Here is a 23,296-nt window from a genome sequence, read left to right on the forward strand (position 1 = left end):
TAACAGGTGGGAGAGTAGGTCGGTGCCGAATTTAATACGGAGCCCGTTGTCGAAAGATAACGGGCTTTTGTTTTTTAAAAAGTAAAAAGTAAAAATTCAAAAGGATTGTGCACTGTACCAGATCTTACTCCACACGCAAGATTGCCGCGCCCTCGTACCTCCGGCTCGCAAGGACGTCCACTTTAAGACACTTCATATATCAATTCGCATTACCCACTACTCACTACGCCATACGCATTACCCACTACTCACTACCCACCACGCATTACTCACTATCCCAATCTACCTACTACGTACTATCTACTAACATCTAATCTCATTACCCATTACCCACTACGCACTACTCCACACGCAAGATTGCCGCGCCCTCGTTCCTCCGGCTCGCAAGGACGTCCACTTTAACACACTTCGTATCTCAAATCGCATTACCCACTACTCACTACGCCATACGCATTACCCACTATCCCAGTCTACATACTACGTACTATCTACTAACATCTAATCTCAATACGCATTACCCACTACCCAATCTACCTACTAGTACTATCTACTAAAATCTATACTATCTCATTACGCATTACGCACTACCCGTTTATCATATACTTTTTTAAATTTGCAGCTATGGCAATATATGTATATGGTGCTACGGCACAGGCAAAAATGACTATAGACCTTTTGGAGCGGCTTGATATTGCTGTTGAAGGATGTATAGACAAATCCTTACTGTTAGATAGCGTGCTAGGTTATTATGTGGAGTTAAACCATCAGTACGATAGCGAGGCTAATTATGTACTGGCTATTCGAAATGCAGGGTTACGTAAGCGCACATTCGAGGATCTGTCGTTGCGCAATTTCCCGGTATTGGTGGATCCCGATGCATATGTCTCCAAACATACGGAGGTGGAAGCCGGAACGGTGATTTTTGCGAAGGCCGTGCTGATGCCAGATGTACAAATTGGCCAGCAGGTCTTAATCGATTCGGGTGCCGTTATACACAGCAATACCATTATTGAAGATTTCGTAAACATCGGCGCTAACGTACACATCGGATCAAATGTATTGGTAGGTGAAGGAGTGGAAATCGGGGCAAACAGTGTCGTTGATAACGAGGTTACTTTAGCTCCATTTACAATCATTCCCCCGAATAGCCACATTTCCGGCTAAGTTTCCTTGTTGCTTTTTATTTTTCATCTGTGTAACTTGCTTTAGTTTTTAAAGGATGCTCAGGCTTAACAAACGTATAGGGATATAGTAGATTCATGATTACAAAGGAAACGATTGAGAAGGTGTTAGACACGGCGAGGATCGAAGAGGTCGTTGGTGATTTTGTGGATTTAAAGAAACGAGGTACATCCTTAATAGGCAATTGCCCATTTCACAATGAAAAAACGCCATCCTTCCACGTCTCTGTGGCAAAGGGTATATATAAATGTTTTGGTTGTGGTGCAGGCGGTGATTCGCTCAAGTTTGTCATGGAGCTGGAAAAATATTCCTATCCCGAGGCAATTCGCTATTTAGCCGATAAATACCATGTGCCTATTGAAGAGGTACAACGCTCTCCGGCTCAGCTTGCCGCACAAGATAAGCGCGAGAGTCTCTACGTTCTTAGCGCCTGGGCGGGTAAATACTTTAAAGAGCAACTCTGGAACACTGAAGTAGGGCAGTCCATAGGTTTGTCCTATTTCAAAGAGCGCGGATACCGCGAGGAGATTATCAAGAAATTCGATTTAGGCTATTCGCCAGATCAATGGACTATTATGTCTGATGCCGCCGTTGCCGCCGGATTTCATAAAGATTACCTCAAAGAAATCGGGCTATCTATAGAGCGTGATGACGGTAGTATCTACGATCGCTTCCGGGGGCGGGTGATGTTTCCTATCCATAATTTGACGGGCCGTATTATCGGTTATGGTGGCCGAACCTTAAAGACGGAAAAATCCGTTCCGAAGTATGTTAACTCGCCGGAAAGTGAGATTTACCATAAGTCTGATGTGCTGTATGGCCTGAATTTCGCGAAGAAGGCAATCATGGACAAAGATACGTGTTATCTCGTGGAAGGCTACGCCGACGTGATATCCATGCATCAAGCGGGGGTAGAGAACGTCGTCTCTTCATCGGGAACATCGCTAACCACTGGCCAGATTCGGTTAATAGCGCGTTTCACTAAAAATGTCGTTATCCTTTACGATGGTGATGCAGCAGGTATAAAGGCCTCCCTACGCGGAACGGACATGCTCTTGGAAGAGGGGTTAAATGTGAAGGTGCTGCTATTTCCGGATGGCAATGACCCAGATTCCTATGTACAGAAATATGGATCTACGGCATTTAAAGAGTACATCGACAAACATCAGGAAGATTTCATTTTCTATAAAACCAGTATCCTTTTAAAAGACACTGGCGGAGACCCTATAAAGCGGGCCGAGGTTATACGCGAGGTGGTGCAGAGTATAGCACTCATTCCGGATGAAATAAAGGTATCAGTCTTCATTCAACAATGTTCGAGACTGTTGGATATCGAAGAACGGGTACTGCTCACCGAACTGAACAAGATGCGCCTGCAAAAGGCGAAGGCGCAGGAAAAGAAAGAGCAGGCCGCACCAAGACCCTCTTTCGGCGATGGTCCGCCGCTGGATATGCCTCCGGCAGATTTCTTTTTGACGGAAGCCGAACGAACAGAGATCGGATTGCCGCCCAGCGAAAGCCCGCAGGTCATCACGGCGGAAATCCTTCAGGAACGGGAAATCGTGCGTATCTTGTTAAACTATGGTGCGGAAATGGCCACTTGGGAAGGGGATGGCGATGTGCCGGTGGCGCCATTATTGTTGAGCGCCCTTGACGATGTCACTTTTGAAGATAAGCCCAGTGCGTTCATTGTCGATGTGTTTAAGAAAAAGGCCGAGGATTTCGAAATACCCGAAGCGAAGTTTTTCTTCTCCCACGAAGATAAAGAGGTGCAGGATTTGGCAATCACCTGCGTATCCACACCCTACGAGCTGAGTCCAAATTGGAATGACGATAAACGTAAAATTTATGTCTCCTTGGAACGGGAACATTTAAAAGAATTGACGATCCAAGCAGTCTATAGAATCAAAAAACGCAAGGTAGAACGCGAGATGATCAAAGTACGGGACGAACTTAAAGCGGGGGGAGCAGATGCAGATATGGAAATCTTGATTTCAAAATACCAGAAATTGAAAGAAGCAGAGAAACTTTTAGGTACATTTTTGGGAAATATCGTAGTAAAATAAGGATATGGCAAAGCACTTGGATGACGGCAAACGTGGAGAGGCAATGGCCGCGGATTTCTTGCGCAGTCAAGGCTACAAGATCGTTACCACGAATTGGCGGGATCGCTACTGCGAGGTAGATATCATTGCGAAAGACGGGGGAACCTTAGTTTTTGTTGAAGTGAAAGCCAGAACGTCTATACACTACGGAACCCCTGAGACCTTTGTTGATGGCCGTAAGCAAGCTTTATTGATACGAGCTGCAGACACCTACTTGGCACTTTCTAACCATGAAGGGGAAATTCGTTTTGATATTGTATCGGTGTATTTAGGTCAAGAACACCAAATAGAATTAATTAAAGATGCTTTTTGGAGTAATTAAATAGAAGATGAAAATAAATAAAATAGCAGGCGTATTCGCGGCAGGTGCATTGTTGTTTATCGGATGTAAATCCCAACAAGGCAAATTTGAGTTTTTGTCTCCCAAGTCGGGAGAGACAATTGTCTTAGGACAGAAGGTTGCCGTGCGGATGCAATTTCCCGATACAACCATCGATTCCGTCATTTACTCAGTTGATGGGGAGCTTTTGGATAGAAAGCAGGATACCTCCGTTGTGATGTTAGATACCGAAACTGTGGGTTTGGGAGCACGGAATCTTGTGGCGAAAGTATATAAAGCGGGTAAAGAAGAAATTGCCTACAGCAATGTCACCATTGTTCCGGAATCACCGAAGCAATATGCCTTCGAAAAGATCAACGAATACCCGCATGATACAAAGGCCTTTACACAAGGCTTAGAATATAATGGCGGCTTCTTGTACGAGTCAACGGGAGCGGGTAGCCAACTGATCTCATCAGTCCGCCGTGTCGATCTAAAATCGGGCAACGTCTTGCAGAAGAAAGAGTTTGTGGGGAAAAGCGCAAATGGCCAAGACTACTTCGGAGAAGGAATGACTATTGTGGGCAACAACATCGTCATGTTAATGTGGCTCAATAACGAGGGATTAGTGCTCAACAAAACAACATTCGAACAAGTCGCATCTTTCGCTTACCAAAATAGTAAAGAGGGGTGGGGGCTTTGTTACGACGGCGAGCGGCTGATCAAGTCTGATGGTTCCAACAAGCTGTATTTCCTGGATGCGAAGACTTATCAGGAAACAGGCTTTGTATCCGTTTACAACAGTGAGGGCGCGCAAGATGCCTTAAACGAATTGGAATACATCGACGGTAAAGTATATGCAAATGTGTACGGGAAAGATATCATTGTGATTATCAACCCTAAAACAGGCGTCGTAGAAGGGCAGCTAAACCTGATGGGTCTGCACACCCACGCCTCGCAAACCGATAAAGAGCTTAACGGTATTGCCTATGACAGCGCGACCAAAAATGTTTTGGTAACTGGAAAACAGTGGGATAAAGTTTATGAAATAAAAGTGGTAGAACGCTAGTATAAAAATTGCCTTCAGCAGGTTTCTTGCTACACCTGCTGAAGGCAATATCTTCGTCCGCTAAGGCACAATAGTTCCTTTGCCCATATAAAATTCCAAACGCTCATTAAGCAAAACCGATTCTTTTTGTTCCTGCTCTTCCAAGCGATCAGGGAAAAGAATGCCGTAAAGATGATCAACCTCGTGTTGGAAGATGACAGCCGTAAACCCTTCGATCAACTCCTCCACATTTTTCCCGGTCTTTTTATCGACATGCTGTAGTTTTATACTATAGTTTCGGATCACATCTTCCCTTCGATTGGGTATGGATAGACAGCCCTCAGCGCCTTTGCGCAACAGCTGTGAACGCCAAACTATCTTTGGATTAATATACAATTCGAACGGCTCATCCACCTTATCTAGCCGCTGCACCCATATGAGGTTTTTGTTGATGCCCACCTGCGGAGCAGCTATACCTACACCGGGATGGTCCGGGTCTTGCACGGTAGCCAGCATCCGTGCGGCCAACAGATCCAGCGTCGTATCATCATATTTTACGTCTTCTGATTGCGTGCGTAAGATCGTGGAGTCTTTTGCTACAGTGGTCTGCAGTACGTACATTTTTTCTTCAGCTTTGCCGGCCGAAATAAGCTTCTTTTCTTGATCGTTGAAATTCTTCGCCATGCTGTTGTCTTGTTCCCGTTGATTTTTTGGTCCTGTGTACTTTTTCTCTCCGGCTTCTACGGCAATGTCCAAATAATTTTCCTTTGGTGGCTGTGGGCACCTGTAACCGGAGCTGTAGGCACAATATGGGTTGTAGGCCTTATTAAAGTCAATAAGCAACTTGCCTTGTTTGATATCCTCCTTTTTTACATCGATGTAGCGACCACTCTCGTAAGTCGTTTCGCCGGTAGTACGATCTAAGATAGGAAAAAATAGGTAAGATGATGCTAGGTTTGATTGAAATAGGCTTACGTTTTCGTAAATAGGCAAGGTAAATTGCTGCCCCTTTAATGTGAACGTTAGCTCGGCAAACCGCTTAAATTCCTTACTTGTGCCGTCCGATGTAGGCATGCGAAAAGTCGGTTCATCATACAGATACGACACGTTGGCGACCGTCTTGTATGTTGTATCGGGAAGGAAGTAATGGAGGAACTGCAGATTCTGCGCTGCGATGGGCCCTTTGTTTTCTTGCGATAAGGCTTTCCGTTGTTGTTGTCTAAACGATTCAATCTGTTGGGAATGGCTTTGCCCGAATGCAAGACCCAAATTGATCAACAGGAATGTAAAAATATACGTATATCTCATGTGTCTTTTAAAAATCTATCAAATATATAGATTATTTTATTTCCTTTCTCTGTCGGGATGATGCATCGGGATTTGTATTTTTGTACAAAACGGACAGGGAATATGCGCATCATGGCTTTTGATTACGGAACGAAAAGGATTGGCATCGCAGTCACCGACCCTATGCAGATTATTGCGACCGCCTTAACCACAGTACACCCCGATGAAATTTTCCGCTTTTTACAAGATTACCTCAGGACAGAGCAGGTCGAAACATTTGTCGTCGGCAAGCCGCTGCAGATGGATGGCTCGGCTTCCCAATCTGCGCAGTACGTCGTGGGTTTCGTGCGTAAACTGCGGAAAACCTTTCCTACGATCAACGTAGTAGAAGTGGACGAACGCTTCACTTCTAAAATGGCTTCACAAGTCATCGCGCAAAGCGGGAAGAACAAAAGCAAACGACAGGATAAGAGCTTGATAGACACCGTATCGGCCACCATTATTCTACAAACATTTATGGAAACAAAAATTTAATATATGGCATTGAAGGATATTTTATTCTTTAGCGAAGGCATTAATTATACCATTAAAGAAAAACAGAATCTTCGACGCTGGATCGCCAACGTGGTCAAGGCGGAAGGGTTTAGACGGATTGGCGAACTTAATTTTATCTTATGCGATGATACCTATCTACTGGAGATAAACAAGCAATACCTTGATCATGACACCTACACAGATATCGTTACATTTGATTCTTCTGAACACGAGGATGTGATAGCTGGCGATATCTTTATTTCAGTCGAGCGTACGGCAGAGAATGCAGCAAAATTTTCCGTTTCGGAGAGAGATGAATTGCATCGCGTCATTATACACGGTGTGCTTCATCTTTGCGGCTTTCTAGATAAGAGCAAAGCCGATAAAGAGCAGATGACTAGGAAAGAAAACGAATACCTGAAGAAGCGCGATTTTTAATTGCCAGACCAACTCTGTGCCGAAGCTTAACGCGCTCCGTTCGCCTATAAATATATGTTGTACAAGCATATTGTTACAGGCAGGCGCCTTCATTGCTCACATTGATGGATATCTTTGTGTCGTCAACTAGGCTTTCTATGGTTCATTTTTGCGTGTGGCTTACAGCCTTATTTATCTTTTTTACGCCCATTTTACTGCATGGGCAAAGCGTGCAGGGATGGGGTATCTATTTCGGAAATACAGCCATTCCAAACAGCAAGTTTTCCATTCATCATGAATTGCAGCTTCGGGATTATAAGATAATAGGCGACCACCAGCAGACCTTGCTTCGCTTCGGTCTACAATATCGTGCTGCCAGAGCCATAAACTTAACGATGGGCTATGCGTACGTTTATAGCGAAAGCGAAGGCTCGCCAAACCTGCCGTTTTCTGAAAACAGAATCTATCAGGAAGCGCTTATTCAGCATAATTGGGATATCTTACGTTTTAGGCACCGCGTCCGCACCGAAGAACGATTTATGAAAGGAAATTTGCGGGGTCGAGCACGGTATTGCCTATTTCTTGACGTTCCCCTGACCCAATCAAAAATGATGAAGGGCGGAACATATCTGGCATTCTATAATGAAGTGTTCGTGAATGTTTTTGCAGGCGGTGCCGATGTATTTGATCGCAATCGACTTTATGGCGGCGTTGGCTACAAGCTTGCTGATAATTTGGGTATACAGCTAGGGTACATGCGGCAACATATAGGAAGCAATGCTGGCACAAACAATCTTTTGTTATCGTTGCACCATCAATTTAAATTATAACAACCCATTTAAATCAGGCTTTTAATTCAGAAGGGCAAAAAAAAAGAGGCCTAAGCCTCTTGTGTTAAAATCTTTCGAATTGAGAGAAGTAGAAGTTTCCTTCAATTTCGGCATTTTCGTCCGAGTCTGAACCGTGAACAGCATTTGCCTCGATCGACTCTGCATATTTATTGCGAATCGTACCTTCTTCTGCTTTTTTAGGATCGGTAGCACCTATCAATGTACGGAAATCTTCGACAGCATTATCTTTTTCCAAGATCGCTGCTACGATAGGGCCCGAAGTCATGAATTTAACCAGATCAGCATAAAAAGGACGCTCTTTGTGCACGGCGTAGAAGTTGCCAGCTGACTCTGAAGTTAGTTGAATATATTTCATAGCCACGATCTTAAAACCGCCAGCAATAATGTCATTTAAAATGGATCCGATATGCCCGTTTGCCACCGCATCGGGTTTAATCATGGTAAAAGTTCTATTTGTTGCCATTGTATCAATAATTTTCACAAAGTTAGCAAAAACCTTGTTCTTTACCGTACATCAATCGCATGAAAGTGGCAGCTTTTTCGCTATTAAAGGGATGCTGTTAAGGCTTGTTGACCCTTTTTCATAGCGCGGGCTTCACGTATTCCCCCATGGACATCTGATATTGGGTAACTGCTGACGGGTCAAACGATTAACTTTTTTTGCGGGCTAAAAAAGTTGAATAGCATAAAAACAATCCTAGGAAATAGTAGTTAGTTCTTTTATAGATAATAGATAATAGATAATAGATAATAGATAATAGATAATAGATAATAGATAATAGATTTGATATGTATAAGCTTATGATAATGATATGCTTAGTTGGACTAAGCGTTGGGCTGTCGGCTCAGGAATTGAAACAGGTAAAGTATAGTGACGGTGCGCAAAAATTGAATGGTTTGGTAACTACCGCAGTCGGAAATAATAAACCTGGTGTGCTTATTCTTCCGGCATGGAAAGGAATTGATCAAGAAGCCAAAGACGCTGCCCTAGCGTTGGAAAAAGAAGGGTATGTTGCCTTTATCGCGGATATCTATGGCGAAGGTAACGTTCCCAAGGATAACGCCGCCGCGGGCAAAATTGCGGGAACATACAAAAGTGACTATAAAGCCTATCAACAGCGCATACATTTGGCGTTGGAGGAGCTTAAAAAAGCTGGAGCACAAGCCGATAAAATCGCCGTGATCGGCTATTGTTTTGGTGGAACCGGCGCGCTGGAAGCAGCGCGTGCCCAATTTCCGGTCAAGGGTGTCATCTCTATTCACGGCGGACTAGCCAAAGATCCAGCAAGACCTAATGCTGCTCTTACAACCAAAATATTGGTTGAAAATCCAGCGGAGGATAAAGGCGTGACGCCGGAAATATTAGAGGCGCTAAAAAAAGAGTTGAACGATGGAAAAGCCGATTGGCAATTGATTACCTATGCGCATTCGGGGCATACCTTTACAGATCCAGCTTCAGCAGATTATAATAAAGTAATGGCCGACAGAGCGTGGCAGCATACCCTCCTTTTTTTAGCGGAAGTGTTGCAGTAGAAAGCCCGCCCTTAGATTGAGAATTGTAGACACCAGTTCCTTTTAAAAACAAAGGATAGGGCACGCTTATGCTGCCCTTATTTTTTGGATACAGCATTAACAGCTATCCATGCCAATATATAGTCATTGACTGTCAGTGGTATACATCTATCGCGATCCAGATCGGTTACAATATCGCATCCACACGTTTCTCTTCACGTAGCATAACAAATTTATTACAAATGTATAAATACACCTGACGAGCAGATACGAGCCCCTTATCCGATAAAACAATTCACATGCTCGTGAAAACAGGACAGCACAGGTTGCCCGTGCCCTCCTTACTTGATAGCTTAGTAGTTATAAACTAGGCAGCGCTTGTGCTAACCCGAGTGTTGGAATATTCCAATACGCTGCTTTATACGCTATCAATTAAACGAAAGATGAGAAGAAACAAAATCGTCATACTAAGTTGGGTATTCCTGTTTGTCTGTTTTCGAGAACGCATATTCGCGCAAGATCGGTTCCCCGATGGCAGCGTCATTACGCCCTGGTTCAAGCAAATCGAGCCTACACGCATAGGCAATCTGGGTAAAGTTTATCGAATCACGGATTTTGCCGTGGTGCAAGATAGCACGATTTTACAAACCGAAAAGATCCAAGCCGTGATTGACAAGGCATATCAAGCGGGCGGTGGGGTCATCGTTATACCGCGCGGAACCTTCCTGAGTGGTTCTCTCTTTTTTAAACCGCATACACACCTGCATCTCGAAGAAGGCGCAACCTTGAAAGGAAGTGATGATATTGCTGATTTTTCCCTGCGGACGACGCGTATGGAAGGGCAAACATTAACGTACTTTTCAGCCCTAGTAAATGCAGATCGTGTGGATGGATTTACCGTGTCGGGGAAAGGAACCTTGGACGGTAATGGACTGCGCTATTGGAAGGCGTTTTGGCTACGCCGCACATTCAACCCAAAATGCACCAATATGGATGAAATGCGGCCACGCATTTTGTATGTTTCCAATAGCAAAGACGTGCAGGTATCGGGCATACACATGAAAAACTCACCATTTTGGACATCACACTATTATAAAGTGGAAAATTTGAAACTGCTAGATTTACGCATCACGGCTCCAGAAAAGCCCGTCAAAGCACCCAGTTCCGACGCCATAGACCTGGATGTTTGCAAAAATGTACTGATTAAAAACTGTTACTTATCGGTAAACGATGATGCCATCGCGCTAAAGGGCGGCAAAGGGCCACAAGCGGATAAAGACCCCAATAACGGAGAAAACGCAAATATTATTATCGAAGATTGCGCATTCGGATTCTGTCATAGTGCATTGACCTGCGGCAGCGAATCTATCCATAGTTACAACATCATCTTCCGGAATAACACGTTGGATAAAGCAAAAAAAATGCTACAGCTAAAGATGCGGCCAGATACACCTCAAGAATACGAGCATATCTTGATCGAGAACGTGACCGGCAATGCCAAAAGCCTGTTGTTTGTAAAGCCGTGGACGCAGTTTTTCGATCTGAAAGGCGAGAAGGACATCAAACTATCTTATGCACGCAATATCACGCTGCGCCATGTCACGTTGGATTGCGATATCCTGTTCGACGTAAATAAGTCTGATCAATATCGATTGTCCAATTTCACTTTTGATAATCTGACGGTAAACGCGTCGAAGCAGTCCGATATTCGGCAAACGTACATTACAAATTTTCGATTGAATAATGTACGGGTGAATGGAAAACCAGTGCTCCAAAAATAGCGAAGATCTATGCAACCATTCGCTATCCTTTTAAGAATCCGGCGCTGTAGATTATCTCCACACGTGTTGCTGCTTTTGCTGCTCGGCATGGTGCAGACGGTCAATGCACAACGTTTGGTTGAATTTCTTGATCGCGGCTTAGTAGCGCTTAAGACTTCGGAAAAATCAACGTTTTTGAGCTGGAGGCTGCTCGCGACCGATGCTTTCGATAAGCAATTTTCCGTGTATAGGCAATACCCTGGCGAACAGCGTGTGCGACTCCATAAACTGCCCTTAAGTAAAGGGACAAACCTTCAGGATAACAGTGCAGATCATGGTAAAGACATCACCTACACACTGATGGAGGTGCAAAATGAGCAAGAGATAGAAGCCGCTTCAATCCATTTACTCGCAAAGGATCCCGTTCGCCCATACTTGGAAATTCCGTTGCGCACGCCCCTAGGCTATACCCCGGGCGATGCCTCCGTGGCCGACTTAGATGGTGATGGCAGCTATGAAATCGTGCTCCATCAAACGGGCAAAGCACGCGATAATGCCCACAACGGTTTAACCGACGAGCCCATCTTTCAAGCCTACAAACTGGATGGTACACTACTATGGGAAATAAATTTGGGCAAGAATATCAGGGAGGGGGCACACTACACCCAATTCCTGCTGTATGACCTGGATGGCGATGGCCGAGCCGAATTGGTTTGCAAAACGGCTGATGGAACGAAGGACGGACTAGGCAATATTATTGGAGATGCGCAAGCCGATTGGCGCGATACAACGGTACAGTCGCCAACGTTTGGACGTATTGTGGAAGGCCCAGAGTTTCTAACAGTCTTCGATGGCCTAACGGGCGAAGCGCTACATACCGTAGACTACTTACCTCTTCGAGGGGATCTGCGCAGCTGGGGCGATAGCAAAGCAAACCGCTCGGATCGCTTTCTAGCTGCAGTTGCGTATTTGGATGGTAAAAATCCGTCTATCGTCATGACACGAGGGTACTATGCACGCACGGCCCTAGTCGCTTGGGATTTTAAGGACAAAAAACTGCAACGCCGTTGGATTTTTGATACCCAAAAGGCAGAACACCCTTATTCTGGGCAGGGTTACCACAATCTCTCCGTTGCCGATGTTGATCAAGACGGGAAAGACGAAATAATTTTTGGCGCGATGACCATTGATGATGATGGTACAGGATTATACAGTACGGGGTTAGGTCATGGCGATGCACTCCATGTCTCCGATCTGGACCCCGATAGGCCCGGACTGGAGGTCTTTGGAATCCATGAGCTTAAAGGTGGACGCAAAGGCATTGGCGCAGCCTTGCGTGATGCCCGTACGGGCGAGATTATTTTCCAGGGCGCAATCGACCAAGACGTGCCACGCGGAGTTGCGGGGAACATAGATCCTGAACATAGGGGCGCTTATATGTGGTGGTTGGGATCAAAATCCTTATATGATATGAAGGGAAACGCGATAGGTATAGCGCCGAGTTCGGCGAATTTTCTCATTTGGTGGGATGGAGACCTGAGCCGAGAACTACTGAATAGCAACTATATCGAAAAGTACAAAGAAGGCATTATTTTCAGGGCAGATGGCGCTTCATCCATCAATGGAACCAAAAGCACGCCCAATTTAAGTGCCGATATCTTGGGTGATTGGCGGGAAGAACTTATTCTGCGGGCCGACGACAACCAATCTTTACGCATTTACAGCACCACTATTCCTACAGAACATCGACTGTACACCTTAATGCATGACCCGCAATACCGTTTAAGTGTCGTGTGGCAAAATGTTGCTTATAACCAACCCCCACACACGGGCTATTATCTCGGTGTCGGAATGGATAAGCCGTCACCACCGCCCGTTAAAATTGTCCATCCCGAGCGAGGGGAGAAGGCGGCAGCGGGTAGGCCCCAACCTCCTACGGTGCCTAAACGGTCATCATTGCCCCACCAATACGAATGAATAACCGAACGTAGCGCGTTCATTGAAAATAATCTGAACAATCCATATGGCCTGTAATAAACACATTGATTCACGTATGAAAAAGAAATGGTTAACGCTGCTTTGCATGGGCATCATGCTGAACGCTGCTCTTGCGCAAGAGGGATGGCCCGCTGTAACAAAAGAAATGAAGCCATGGACCCGCTGGTGGTGGATGGGATCTGCCGTAGATAAGCCCAATCTAGCAAGAGAGTTGCAAGATCTTTCTGATATTGGGATTGGCGGCGTGGAAGTTACACCGATTTATGGGGCGAAGGGGTATGAGTCGCGCTACACTCCCTATTTATCTGGTAACTGGATGGATATGTTGGCATTTACCGCCCAGAAAACAAGCAGCTTGGGTCTTGGCCTAGATATGAACTTAGGCACAGGATGGCCGTTCGGTGGAGCGCAGGTAACGGAGCAGGATGCAGCGACCAAGTTTTTTTTGGATGAAGTCGTTTTGAAGCAGGGTGATCAGCTGCGCTTCCCCTTAATACCATCAGATGGCAAGCAAACTTTTGCCCATTTGCAGGCACTCCGCGCGTTTAAGGCAAATGGCGAAGAGATTAATTTGGATCAATACATCGGAAAAACAACGGGGCACTGGTCTACGAATGAAGCGGTGCGTGTCATCGCGCTATTTGCGGGTCGCACGAAACAAAAAGTGAAACGTGCAGCACCAGGTGGGGAAGGTTTTACGCTGGATCATTTAGGCGCAATTCCGGTACAGCATTACCTAGGCTCATTTGCACAAGTGTTTCAAGGAAGGCAAATATCCATACGCTCGTTTTTTAACGATAGCTATGAAGTGTATGGCGCGAATTGGACCGATAGTTTTCTTCAGGAATTCCACAAGCGAAAACGCTATAGATTGGAAGATTATCTCTTGGATTTTGCAGGAAAGGGGGCTGATAAAGATCGGGAAGCGAGGGTGAAGTCCGACTATCGGGAAGTAGTGAGTGCCGTGCTCCGCGATAATTTTTTGATACCCTTCACAAAATTTGCGCACCAGCGGGGAGCTCTGTCTCGCAATCAGGCACATGGGTCGCCCGGGAATTTAATAGACCTGTATGCGAGCACTGATATTGCAGAATGCGAAACCTTTGGTTCCAGCTTCTTTAGTATCCCGAACCTGCGCCGAGACTCGGCAGATGTTCGTAACGTAGATCCAGATCCTATGATGTTTAAGTTCGCCTCTTCCGCAACCAATACACACGGGAAAAAATATACCTCTTCGGAAACCTTTACTTGGCTTACTGAGCATTTCCGAACGGCGTTGTCACAAACGAAGCCGGAGGTTGAGCAACTATTTTTGGCAGGTGTAAATCATGTTTTCTACCATGGTACGACGTATTCGCCAACCGATGTCGCCTTCCCGGGCTGGCTTTTTTATGCATCGGTCAATTTCACGAGCGACAACCCCTTATGGACACACATGGCTGGCTTAAACCAGTACATTACGCGAGTACAATCGATCTTGCAATCCACGCAAGCCGATAATGAGCTGTTGGTCTATTGGCCTATTTATGATGTATGGCATGATACGGATGGTGCTTTTAAAACACTCGGTGTGCACCATGTCGACCGTTGGCTGCATCCCACAGATTTCTATAAACAGAGCATTGCTCTCCAGCAATCGGGATATAGTTTTGATTTTGTAACGGATGCAATTCTTGACCAAACAACGGTCGATAGCGAGAGGCTGGTCACGGCGAAAAATGCACGCCCCTATAAAGCGGTCATCGTCCCGAAAAGTCAGTATTTTTCGGAAGTAACGTTGGCCAATTTGCTCGATTTAGCCAAACAAGGCGCAACCGTCATATTTCAAGGATTGCCTGAAGATGTTCATGGCTTTCATCATGTGGAAGAAAGAAGGAAGCAGCTAAACGATCTTCTTGCCACGCTAAAATTGTCCGCAACAGAAAACAACCAATACACCGCTTACGGGAAAGGCAAAATTTATGTGACCACAGATGTACACTCTGCGCTGGAAACGGAGCAGATTTCTGCAGAGCGCCTAGTACGTTCCGGCCTGAAATTTAGCAGGCGTTTTCATGATGGAAAAAGATACTACTATCTCGTGAATCATAGCAACAAAACGGTTGACGATGTATTCCGCTTCAATGCATGGGGTGCAAGCTGTACCCTGTTAGACCCGCAGACCGGTAAAATATTTAAGCTGCCTATCCAACAAGGAAATGTCCGGCTGCAGATTCCTCCCGGCTATGCTTGGCTTGTCGCTCTATCCGACGAGCCGGTGGCCAACACACCTTACCCCTATATCAGCAAAAAAACAGAGCTTCCTGTCTTTAAACAGCCTTGGAAGGTAACGTTCATTAGTGGCGGGCCTGAATTACCGAAAAGCCGCACATTACAACAACCCTCTTTTTGGACGGCGTGGAACGACGCCGACGCCAATCGTTTCTCGGGCATCGCCCATTATGAAACAACCGTCCAATTGGATAAGCAGCGCCACAAGTCTTATCTCCTGACCTTGGGCGCCGTGGGCGAAAGTGCGCGTATATTGGTGAACAATCAAGAGGCCGGTATTTTATGGGCACATCCATTCCAGTTAGAAATTAGTGACCTGTTGCGAAAGGGAAAAAATACCATCCGGATTGAGGTTGCCAACCTCATGGCCAACCGCGTGCGCGACTTAGACCAACGTAAGGTGTCTTGGCGCAATTATCACGAGATCAATTTCGTGAATATCGACTACGAGGGCTTCGATGCCGCTTCTTGGCAAGTGATGGATAGCGGATTGCAAGGACCAGTAAAATTGTTTGCCTATTAAGCGACTTGAGGCAAGTTGAGAGCGGCCGTCCCATGATTTTTGGACGGCCGCTTTTGTTAAAATTTTCAGGCATTTCATTGTCAATGAACCCCTTTCCGTGTAACGTTCTTGTTGCAACGCATGAAAGCGCAGGACGGTTGTACCAGTTTAACTCGCTACATTGTAGGTGATAACCACATAAATCTATACATAATACAAAAAGTTAAGGCTATGAAAACAACGATTCAGTTTCGTTTTCTATTAACAATTCTGCTCGGCTTCGGCTACGAAGCTTTTGCGCAAGAATCATGGAAAGGGAAGGTCGTGGACGCATCGCAACAACCTATTGCGGGGGTTTCCATAACCATTAAAGGTGATGCCGCGCGTGCTGTATCCTCGGATGCAAACGGCGCATTTGAATTATCTGCTAGGAAGGGCGAGATTCTGCTCTTCTCCTCAATTGAATATGAAAGTCGAGAATTTCAGCTTGGCGATTCGCAACCGCTTACCATCACGCTCAAAAGCAAAGAAGAGGTGATTGATGAGGTGGTCGTTATTGGATACGGTACGCAAAGGCGTTCCAATGTTATTGCGCCAATTTCCAAATTTAACACCGAAGGATTACAGGAGCGCCCCGTGATACGTGTCGATCAAGCGTTGGTGGGGCAGATGTCTGGCGTACGGGTGAAGCAAACGACAGGAATCCCGGGAAAGGGCCTCAGCGTTCAAGTTCGTGGCTCAGGCTCTATCAGCGCGGGAAGCGAACCACTGTACGTTATTGATGGATTTCCCCTAACCGTATCTTCTCCAAATGGCTCGGGTAATTACGCGGCGGGAAATCCTTTAGACAATATCAATCCGAACGACATCGAATCTATCGAAGTATTAAAGGATGCCTCCTCCGCAGCCATCTATGGATCCAGAGCGGCAAACGGTGTTGTGCTCGTCACGACAAAGCGCGGGAAAACCGGGCAGGCAAGATTGAACTTCAATACCTATCTGGGCGCGTCAGAAGCGTACAGAAAACTGGATATGTTAAACGGCGAAGAGTGGATTGACCGGGCCATAGAGATGATTAATGCACAATGGGTGGCGTCTGGTAGCGGCCGCACGGCTAGTCAAACTACGGAGCAGCGAAGAGCGATTTTGGGATTGTCACCAGGGACCGTCAATGCATCGTTTATGTATGATGATCGATGGCTGCAGGCCGGCTACCCGGGACTTCACTTGATGAATTGGCAGGACGAGGCTTACCGAAAGGGATTCGTGCAAAATTATCAATTGTCGGCATCGGGCGGAACCGATTTCGTAAACTACTACATCTCGGGGAACTACATGGATCAAAAGGGTATCGTACAGGGGCTAGACTATAAAAATTACGCCCTGCGAGCCAACGTGGACGTCAAGCCTACAAAAAAATTGGCTTTCGGACTAAACTTGGCGCCAACCTATTCCGTAGCGAATGATCCGGGCGTCGAAGGGAAGGATAATATTATGCATCAGATCTATTCCATGTCGCCCGTGCAAGACCATCCTGCGGGAACAGTGAATGTTTTCGAGAACGAAAAATACCCTTGGAGTGTTTCTACCAATGATCCTATTGCGAAGCTGAATAACTATGTCGGTGAAAGTAAAATTGCACGTGTGCTAGCCAGTATGTATGGGCAATACGAAATTCTGGATCGATTAACCTTCAAGACAACCCTGAACGTAGACCATACCGATCGCCAAGCAACAAGCTTTGTGCCTTACACCGTATCGGGGACGTTGGCTAGCCGCATCAACAATCCAAATCTTGCCACCTCCGGATCGGCGAATGGCTATCGCCGGCAGACTGTCGTGAACGAGAATACCTTGCATTATGATCTCGATATAGGCAAACACAATATCAGTGCCTTACTCGGGCATGCCTATAATTACGATCGCTTGGATATCTCTTCAATCAGCTCGCAAGGCGGCTACACGAACAGCTCCATCCCGACGCTCAATGCTGCCGTGAGGACTGTTTCTTCCACCGAAGCGAGCAAAAACTTAATGCTTTCCTACTTCGGCCGCTTGCAATACGCCTTTGCTAATAAGTATCTTTTTTCGGCAAGCTTGCGTCGCGATGGTTCATCCCGCTTCGGTGCCAACACCAAATGGGGATGGTTTCCTTCCGTTTCTGCGGGTTGGCGTATGTCTGATGAAGCTTTCCTGAATTCGCTGACCTTCTTAAATGACTTCAAAATTCGAGGAAGCTATGGGGAGTCTGGAAATAATAATATTGGGGATTACAGCGGGATATCCGTTTTGGGCTTTAGCAACTACACGTTTAATGGCGCGGTAGCGCCTGGGCAAGCTCCAGCGAATATCATTAACCCGAACCTTACCTGGGAAAAATCGCGTACGTTTGACCTCGGGGTCGATTTTGCGGTGTTCAATTCGCGTCTTTCGGGGTCGTTTGACTGGTATCAACGTACCAGTAGCAGTCTATTGCTGAATGTTCCGGCAATGTTTGCTTCAGGTTTTTCCAACTACCTGGATAACGCTGGAGAAGTGAAAAGCCGCGGCTGGGATCTGGAATTGACCTCCCGCAATTTTGCCAGATCCAACTTTACTTGGTCAACCTCTTTCAATCTCAGTCACAATAGTAATAAAGTAACCAAGTTGATTGGGAACCAGCAAGAGATCTTAATTCCATCTTCTTTTGACATCGAGCATAGCGTACTTCGTATTGGCGAGCCGATGTATTCCATCTATGTGGTGCAACAGAACGGCGTATTAAGTCAGCAGGATATCAACAATGGTGCGCCTCTTTTTGGTAACCAAGTTGCCGGAGATCCGCGCTACGTCGATGCCAACGGCGATGGCGTAATTGATGCCAACGATCGGGTAATCGTTGGTCACCCCAATCCGGATTATGTATGGGGCATCACGAATGATTTTCGATATAAGAATTTTGACCTCAGTGTATTGTTTCAGGGGCAAAGCGGCGGGCATATTTATTCCTTGCTGGGGCGTGCATTGGGAAGAACCGGCCAAGAATCGACCGATAATGCCCTTGGTTTTTACCGTGATCGCTGGCGTTCGGAAGATGATCCGGGAGAAGGCCGTGTGGGTAAAGCTTCCTCCACATTTGGGCGTATAAAAAACACCGACTGGTTGTACTCCTCCGATTACTGGCGCCTACGAAACGTTACTTTCGGCTACAACTTCAAAGATTTGCGCCTCGGCGGTAATAGCAAATTGAATAACGGCCGTCTCTACCTTACGCTGGAAAATTTTTGGGGACAGGATCAATATGATGGCGGCGTCAATCCGGAATCAGCAAACACAAACCTGAGCGGGAGCAGCAGTTATCTCGAACCAGGCGATTATGGTGGGCTAGCACTTCCGAAGACAATCACTTTTGGTATTAACTTGACATTCTAAGATAATGAAAAAGACACTGTATATAGCACTTGGTTGCGTGCTGCTGAGCTCTTGTGATATGGATCTCGGCCAACAACCTATATCCGAAGGGACTTCGGAAACATACTTCCAAACGGTTAATGATTTCACCCAAGGCCTCACAGCCATCTATAGTGCCGCGCGCACCTATCCCGATCGTTTGCTTAACCTCTCCGAAACCCGTTCCGACAATCTTTACGCCGTGTCTGACGGTGGTGTTCGTGATTGGGAAGGCGTAAACAGCTTTCAAAAAAACATCAATGCCAATCCTTATGTGGTTGAGGCGTGGGAAGATAATTACGTCGGCGTCTTTCGCGCCAACAATTATTTGGAGCAGCTGGCCACAAAGGGAGAAAATGTAGTGACAGATGCCGTGCTTCGAAGAAGGATGGAAGCCGAGGCACGTTTCTTAAGAGCCTTCTTTTATTTTGATTTGGTTCGCTATTTTGGGCAGGTGCCGCTTATCGATCGTGTGGTGTCCGATGCAGAAGCCAAAACCATTGGGCGAAGCCCCGTGCCAGAGCTATGCAATTTTATTGAACAAGATTTAGTATTCGCTATCGAAAATTTGCCGAAATCGAGTGACTATGCTGCGGTAGATGCCGGTAGAGTAAATACCTACGCAGCAAAAATGCTTTTAGGCTTATTGTATATGAGTAAGTCGGGTCCGACATTAGGTGTAGATGGTATCGGCCAAAACAGCAACGAGTGGAGTAAGGCGATGAGCCAGTTTAACGAGATCATTGCAAGTGGTGAATTTGCTAGCTTAGAAAACTACGCATCCATCTTTGATTACGGCAACGAACGAAACAGGGAAGTGATCTTCAATATCGAATATGTAAGTGGGGGAAACCCTGTTGTTGGTGCTACATTTCCGTGGGTCTTGGTGCCCGATAGGTATTTTCAGTCCCTTGGCTTCACCGCACAAGGGGGCTTAACCATCCGCCCGGTCTCTACAGATTTGATTAATACATATGCAGCGGAGGATGTACGCGCGTCGTTTAGCATTCAAAATGGTTTTACAGACGGACCTGTCGTTGAAAACCGGCCTTTTGTCAAAAAATTTGTGGATATAAGCAAGGTGCCCACAACAAGCAGACTAGATTGGCCGATTAATTTTATTGTTTTTCGATATACGGATCTCCTGTTGTTAAAAGCGGAATGTATACTGAACGGTGCTGAAGGAGCTGCGACAGCAGACGTAGATGCTGTGGTTAATGCGGTTCGTCGACGTGCTGGCTTGACGGCCCCTTTGGTCGGCGTTACGATGGAACAGTTGCTTAAGGAGCGCCGTCGCGAATTTATCGGCGAGGGATCCCGCTGGTTCGATCTTATCCGTTCAGGAACGGTAGAATCCACCATGAAAACATGGATTGCAGCGGAAGATCGTGGTCGGCAGATGGAAGACTTTATCATCGACTATGTTCTTTACCCTGTACCGCAATCGGAACTGAACAAAAGCCCTGGACTTTACACACAAAATAAGGGATATTAGGAAACGGTTTGGCGAACAGCACCGTATGAACATGATAACACAGTTTTGTACGGTGTTGTTTCCATTTAAAGCTTTACCAAGAAAATTACACAAGAACGAAAATTGTATTTTTATTTAAAAAACCGTTTCTTTAGCCCATCACCTAGATGACGTAAGCATGAACAATCAGGAATTCATAAAGAGTATTCAGATCAGTGACTTTTCCTCCACACCCAAATATCTTCAGTTGGCCGATGCCGTAATTGATGGCGTAAAGAACAGCCACCTGCGACAAGGGGATATTTTACCGTCGATAAATGAGCTGAGCGTACATCTAGATATTTCTCGTGATACTGTAGAAAAGGGCTATAAGCACTTGAAAAGTTTAGAGATCATCTCGTCTACGCCCGGCAAAGGCTACTTTGTGGAGAAGTCTGATGTGATCCACAAGCAGAAAATAGCACTCTTTCTGAATAAGTTAAGCGCTCACAAGAAGATTGTTTACGACGCTTTTGCCGATGAACTTGGCTCAGAAGCGTCATTGGATCTTTTCGTTTACAACAGCGATATCTCGCACCTTCGCACCTTACTGCTGAACTTAACCAAACAATACGATCGATACGTGATCTTTCCGCATTTTAAAGAGGGGCGCGATCAAGCTCCCGAGGTGCTTGCACTCATGCCCGCTGAGAAGCTACTGTTGCTCGGCAAAATGGTAGACGGTGTAGCCGGCGAATTTGACGCCGTGTATGAAAACTACGAAAAGGACATTTATGAGGCGTTGGAGAAAGCGCTAGAGCCCTTATCCAAATACAGAACACTTAAATTGGTATTTCCAGATAACAGCGACTATCCAAAAGCGATCATTAAGGGCTTTTACAAGTTTTGTCAGCAATATGCATTCGACCATATGTTGGTCGGAAACCTCACTAAAGAGCCGCTGAAAAAGGGCGAGTGTTACATCAATATCGCAGAAGATGATCTGGTACTTATCCTAGAAAAATGCATCGCTAAAAATTATAAGGTGGGCAAGGATGTCGGCATCATCTCCTACAATGAAACACCCTTAAAGAAATTTATACTGAACGGTATTACCACCATCTCCACAGATTTCGAACTCATGGGCAAGTATGCAGCGCAGATCGTAAAATCGAAAGAAACAAAACAACTCGAAGTACCTTTTTACGTCAACATTAGACCTTCTATTTAAAGTGCGCCTATCCATGATGCCACTATAGCCTGCCCTACGGGCTGTTCCTTGGCGGAGCAGTGACGGTATCAATAATTTTCTATTACAGCCATCTACGTCATCGGTAACCTGTTGGGCGCTATGCCGCGTTAAAAACGGCAGTCTTCTGGCGCACCCTTTAGCGTGTGTGGAACGTTTTTGGCTGTCCCATTACATTCCTCTCAGGACAGCGCAGGACACCTTTCGTGCTAGTTTTTAATATCTTGTGGATGTAAACCTACAACGCTAACTGTAAAGACGTAAACCATGATTCGTAAAAGAGGGAACGACGTACGATCATTTTCCAGAAGACATTTCATCCAATCGGGGCTGTATACCCTCTCGGGTGTGCTTTTTATGCAACCTTTGTTTGGTAATACCCAGAAGTATTTACCCGAAGCAGCCTTTACGTTAAAACCCATCGGCCGATCTTTTCAGCTCGCAGATTATTACATCTGGTGCTCATCACCCATTTGGGGCGATGACGGCAAGGTCCATCTCTTTTATTCACGTTGGCGAAAAGAGCGTGGAATGAGTGGTTGGATTCGCGGGTCTGAGATTGCACATGCAGTGGCCGATAGTCCTTTCGACAGCTTTCAGCATCAATCGGTGGTGTTGGCACCACGCGAAGGATATTGGGATGGCACGACCTGCCATAACCCACTGATCAAAAAAATAGGAGATACCTACTACCTGTTCTACATGGGCAATGCCAATGGAAAAACCGACACGAAACGCATCGGCATCGCAACGGCCAAAACTATTAATGGTCCTTGGAAACGGAGGGATGAGCCGTGCTTATTGCCAGGCGAGGCCGGTGCTTGGGATGATCATTGCACCACCAATCCGGCTTTTATAAAAGGGGATGACGGAAAATACTGGTTGTTTTATAAGTCATGGAATACTGCAGAATACCAACAGGCAAAAGGAGCCGTCCGAGGTAATCGAAAATACGGACTAGCAAAGGCCAATCATCCGGCAGGACCTTATGAGCGCGTGTCAGAAAATCCTGTACTCGATTTTTCGGATCAGCCCAATAATGCGCAACTGGAAGATGCCTTCGTTTGGAAAGAGCAGGGAACCTATTACATGATCGCGCGCGACATGGGCTTTTTCAACCACGAATTTGGATTACTGCTCTCCTCAAAAGATGGCTTGAACTGGTCTCCTCCAGGGGTCTCCTACCTTGCCATGAAAGATTATGTGACACAGCCTATGCCCGCAGCTCATTTGAAGCGATTTGGTCGTTTAGAACGCCCGATGTTGCTTCTGGACCCGGTAACGGAGAAGCCGCAATTTTTATTTGGTGCCACGCAAGGCGGGGAGTATGACAGCGCAACAACCTTTGTATTTGAAATTGTATCGTATACACTTTGATT

Annotated in this window: 17 protein-coding genes; 15 read left to right on the forward strand and 2 right to left on the reverse strand. The window is 45.9% G+C overall.

The genetic code is table 11. The features are described from left to right. Positions 1-621: 621 nt before the first annotated feature. The 4 genes from B0I21_RS02995 to B0I21_RS03010 all read left to right on the forward strand — a co-directional run bounded on the left by B0I21_RS02995 (position 622) and on the right by B0I21_RS03010 (position 4,675). Entirely contained in the window at positions 622-1,164 is a 543-nt protein-coding gene (locus B0I21_RS02995) for an LbetaH domain-containing protein (RefSeq protein WP_133639008.1), read from the forward strand. A 95-nt stretch (positions 1,165-1,259) separates the two neighbouring features. Further along, on the forward strand, positions 1,260-3,248 hold the full coding sequence (gene dnaG, locus B0I21_RS03000; RefSeq protein WP_133639009.1) for a DNA primase: 1,989 nt from the start codon (positions 1,260-1,262) through the stop codon (positions 3,246-3,248). 4 nt (positions 3,249-3,252) lie between these two features. Continuing rightward, positions 3,253-3,609 carry a YraN family protein gene (locus tag B0I21_RS03005; RefSeq protein ID WP_133639010.1) on the forward strand — a complete coding sequence of 119 codons (357 nt, stop codon included), beginning with the start codon at positions 3,253-3,255 and terminating at the stop codon, positions 3,607-3,609. A gap of 7 nt (positions 3,610-3,616) precedes the next feature. Continuing rightward, positions 3,617-4,675, forward strand: coding sequence for a glutaminyl-peptide cyclotransferase (locus tag B0I21_RS03010; RefSeq protein ID WP_243835930.1), 1,059 nt, complete (start codon positions 3,617-3,619; stop codon positions 4,673-4,675). 60 nt (positions 4,676-4,735) lie between these two features. Here B0I21_RS03010 and def read toward each other — a convergent pair whose 3' ends face one another. Further along, entirely contained in the window at positions 4,736-5,962 is a 1,227-nt protein-coding gene (gene def / locus B0I21_RS03015) for a peptide deformylase (RefSeq protein ID WP_133639011.1), read from the reverse strand. 102 nt (positions 5,963-6,064) lie between these two features. Here def and ruvX point away from each other — a divergent pair, with 102 nt between their 5' ends. The 3 genes from ruvX (at position 6,065) to B0I21_RS03030 (ending at position 7,722) form a co-directional block, all read left to right on the forward strand. Continuing rightward, positions 6,065-6,475, forward strand: coding sequence for a Holliday junction resolvase RuvX (gene ruvX, locus B0I21_RS03020; protein WP_133639012.1), 411 nt, complete (start codon positions 6,065-6,067; stop codon positions 6,473-6,475). 3 nt (positions 6,476-6,478) lie between these two features. After that, positions 6,479-6,913, forward strand: coding sequence for an rRNA maturation RNase YbeY (ybeY, locus tag B0I21_RS03025; RefSeq protein WP_208292256.1), 435 nt, complete (start codon positions 6,479-6,481; stop codon positions 6,911-6,913). 137 nt (positions 6,914-7,050) lie between these two features. Continuing rightward, the gene (locus tag B0I21_RS03030) at positions 7,051-7,722 is read left to right on the forward strand and encodes a DUF2490 domain-containing protein (RefSeq protein WP_166637760.1); all 672 of its coding nucleotides are present in this window, start codon (positions 7,051-7,053) and stop codon (positions 7,720-7,722) included. A 64-nt stretch (positions 7,723-7,786) separates the two neighbouring features. Here B0I21_RS03030 and B0I21_RS03035 read toward each other — a convergent pair whose 3' ends face one another. After that, positions 7,787-8,206 (reverse strand): nucleoside-diphosphate kinase, encoded by a 420-nt coding sequence (locus B0I21_RS03035; protein WP_133639014.1) that lies wholly within the window; start codon positions 8,204-8,206, stop codon positions 7,787-7,789. A gap of 344 nt (positions 8,207-8,550) precedes the next feature. On the opposite strand from B0I21_RS03035, the gene B0I21_RS03040 reads away from it, so the two are divergent. The 8 genes from B0I21_RS03040 to B0I21_RS03075 all read left to right on the forward strand — a co-directional run bounded on the left by B0I21_RS03040 (position 8,551) and on the right by B0I21_RS03075 (position 23,294). Continuing rightward, a complete protein-coding gene (locus B0I21_RS03040) occupies positions 8,551-9,276 on the forward strand; it encodes a dienelactone hydrolase family protein (protein WP_243835931.1) in 726 nt (241 codons plus the stop codon). 422 nt (positions 9,277-9,698) lie between these two features. Continuing rightward, a complete protein-coding gene (locus B0I21_RS03045; protein ID WP_133639016.1) occupies positions 9,699-11,036 on the forward strand; it encodes a rhamnogalacturonidase in 1,338 nt (445 codons plus the stop codon). A 9-nt stretch (positions 11,037-11,045) separates the two neighbouring features. After that, positions 11,046-12,992 carry a rhamnogalacturonan lyase gene (locus B0I21_RS03050; protein WP_166637761.1) on the forward strand — a complete coding sequence of 649 codons (1,947 nt, stop codon included), beginning with the start codon at positions 11,046-11,048 and terminating at the stop codon, positions 12,990-12,992. Positions 12,993-13,068: 76 nt separating this feature from the next. Continuing rightward, on the forward strand, positions 13,069-15,807 hold the full coding sequence (locus B0I21_RS03055) for a glycosyl hydrolase (RefSeq protein WP_133639017.1): 2,739 nt from the start codon (positions 13,069-13,071) through the stop codon (positions 15,805-15,807). A 210-nt stretch (positions 15,808-16,017) separates the two neighbouring features. Continuing rightward, complete coding sequence (locus B0I21_RS03060; RefSeq protein WP_133639018.1) at positions 16,018-19,197, forward strand: SusC/RagA family TonB-linked outer membrane protein; 3,180 nt, start codon at positions 16,018-16,020, stop codon at positions 19,195-19,197. Between the two features lie 4 nt (positions 19,198-19,201). Beyond that, a complete protein-coding gene (locus tag B0I21_RS03065) occupies positions 19,202-20,710 on the forward strand; it encodes a RagB/SusD family nutrient uptake outer membrane protein (RefSeq protein WP_133639019.1) in 1,509 nt (502 codons plus the stop codon). A 157-nt stretch (positions 20,711-20,867) separates the two neighbouring features. After that, positions 20,868-21,899: a GntR family transcriptional regulator gene (locus tag B0I21_RS03070; RefSeq protein WP_133639020.1), complete on the forward strand. Its 1,032-nt coding sequence runs from the start codon at positions 20,868-20,870 to the stop codon at positions 21,897-21,899. Between the two features lie 285 nt (positions 21,900-22,184). Next, positions 22,185-23,294 carry a glycoside hydrolase family protein gene (locus B0I21_RS03075; RefSeq protein ID WP_133639021.1) on the forward strand — a complete coding sequence of 370 codons (1,110 nt, stop codon included), beginning with the start codon at positions 22,185-22,187 and terminating at the stop codon, positions 23,292-23,294. Positions 23,295-23,296 lie beyond the last annotated feature (2 nt).

The organism is Sphingobacterium paludis (assembly GCF_004364125.1).
Taxonomy (GTDB): Bacteria; Bacteroidota; Bacteroidia; order Sphingobacteriales; family Sphingobacteriaceae; genus Sphingobacterium; species Sphingobacterium paludis.